Source organism: Pseudomonas sp. NBRC 111138, assembly GCF_001320835.1.
Lineage (GTDB): Bacteria > Pseudomonadota > Gammaproteobacteria > Pseudomonadales > Pseudomonadaceae > Aquipseudomonas > Aquipseudomonas paracarnis.
Genome location: NZ_BCBO01000190.1, coordinates 1 through 2,020, shown reverse-complemented (window position 1 = coordinate 2,020; position 2,020 = coordinate 1). Strand labels below are relative to the sequence as shown.

The window sequence follows — 2,020 nt, the reverse complement described above, 5'->3', positions numbered from 1 at the left end:
AGGCATATCCAGGCTTTGCAGATAACGCTGGGTTTGCGCTATCGGCTCGCCACCTACCCCGTAGTAGTCGAAATGACGAGTACCGGCCGGGTCATCTTGGCGCACCACCCGCCCACATTGATTACGTTCAGCCGCAGTCGGCTCAGCCATCCCGTATGCAAAGCGCTCGGTGCAGGCTGAATTTTCAATAATCGCCACAGGTCGCAGTAGCGCATCGAATACTACGCGGCGTTGACTACCGCGCCCATTCCAGAACTGCACACCCTGCCCAGCCTCACCGAACAGTTGAACATCCCAACCCGCATCGACGCTTTGAATCAACAATACTTGGCCGCCAAGCGAGTGAAGGATATTCAGGTTGGCAGGCACCTGCGGGTCGTCTTTTTGCACCGACTGCAGACGCGGGTCCCAGCGCGCTGTCGCTCTGCCTACCGCGTCATGCGCAGTGCGGTCGATGTGTGCCTGTGCCGCTTGGCCGGCAGTCGATCGTAAATACTTCACCGAGCGAACGGGTAGACTTCTCGGATCGGTAACAGTCAATGTGGGGGTATGGCTATTCAAGCTGAGCATGGCTGAGTCTCTCTACTTGAGGATTGCCGACATAAAATTCATTTCACACCGGCCATCTCCGTTCGAAGTTCGTGGTTAATAGCGCTCATGGGGATTTTATTTCCAAGAGTTTGCACTACCTACCTTAATGAAGCGTCTAAGCGGCATCTTTTCATTTCTACGATCATTAAAGCCCTGAACGTCGCCTCCCGACTCGACCAATATAGCCTGACGAACGATATCATTAGCCTCACTATCATATTCTCTTATGATCGAGCTAAACACCTTTGGACCTACCATCGAACTCATTAACTTTATTCGCTCAGGTGTTTCCAACTCGAGTATCCCGGCTCCGATGCGACCGTGACCATCCGTATACTCTTCAGACTTAACAACTTCTTTATAACGCACGACCATTTCTTTCTCGATATGCTTCAGTGTTTTGTTTCCAGCATGCGCCGCAAACGAGCTATTGTTTATCAGCACCGCATTTCTGGAGCCCCTATTTTCCCAAGGCACCCGAACAGGTGAGTTTGTGATTATTTCGTCGGGTCTTGCATAAAGCGTCGTATCGCCCAGGCGCTCGTGCCCTTCACTCTCAGCACCGAGATACTGGTCATCGACATCGGAGTAGAGCCCTCCTTTCTTGCGAACCAAATAGGGCCGTAGCGTATCCACCGCAAACGCAAAGTTTTTTGGATCTCCCGACCTGAAGTCTTTATAAATAGCCCCCACTGGACTTTTTTTGAATTTCCTGAAGAGCTTCTCCTCTCTCAAATAGACAACATTATGAACTTTAAGATCCTGTAGGACATTCGCAAATGCATCCTCGTTACCTGACTCAAGATAAAGATGAACTTTATACCCGCTCGCCTGCTCGACAGTATTATTAATATTGCTGACATGCGCCGCCAACGCTTCCGCTGACTCGCCCACCCATATCAAGTGGATATCTTTATTCACCGGCTCGCGCTTCTCACCCACAGCGTCTCGATAACCAATGGGATTACCGCCTAGAAAGGCGAATACATTTAAACCATCACTGACGCCCACGGGGTCCGGGTTAATCCAGCGCTGAAACCTGGGCATGTAATAGCGCAGACCGTAATAATAAAGGCCGGTCGCATCCCGCTCCTTACCCGAATAACGCAACGTGCGATAACTCTGCTCGCTCGAGTCTCCCCTCTCAGTGAACGCCGTACTGCCAAACGGATGATAAGTCTCGCGGCTGATGATCCGCGCTTCACTGTCCAGCTCCAGCGAGCAGGACCCCAAATGATCGTTCAGGTTGTAGCGGTATTGATCATTGGCCAGTTGACGCGGCACCGCGCCCTCCCAGTGCAACACCTGCACCGTGGTGCGGCCGGCCTGGACGGTGACGACATACAGTTTTTCGTCATCAATCGTGCGGGTTTCCAGACCGGGTAAATAGCACGTCTCGCTGATCACCGTGCGGGCGTTGGTTTGTGCT

At 52.1% G+C, this 2,020-nt stretch carries 1 protein-coding gene and 1 pseudogene; both read right to left on the bottom strand.

What is annotated here, in order from left to right; genetic code table 11:
* Nucleotides 1–570: pseudogene (locus APH41_RS27660) on the bottom strand (hypothetical protein); the annotation flags it as partial.
* Nucleotides 571–666: 96 nt separating this feature from the next.
* Nucleotides 667–2,020 (bottom strand): RHS repeat-associated core domain-containing protein (locus APH41_RS27655; protein ID WP_305728904.1); only part of this gene is annotated, 1,354 nt, incomplete at its 5' end.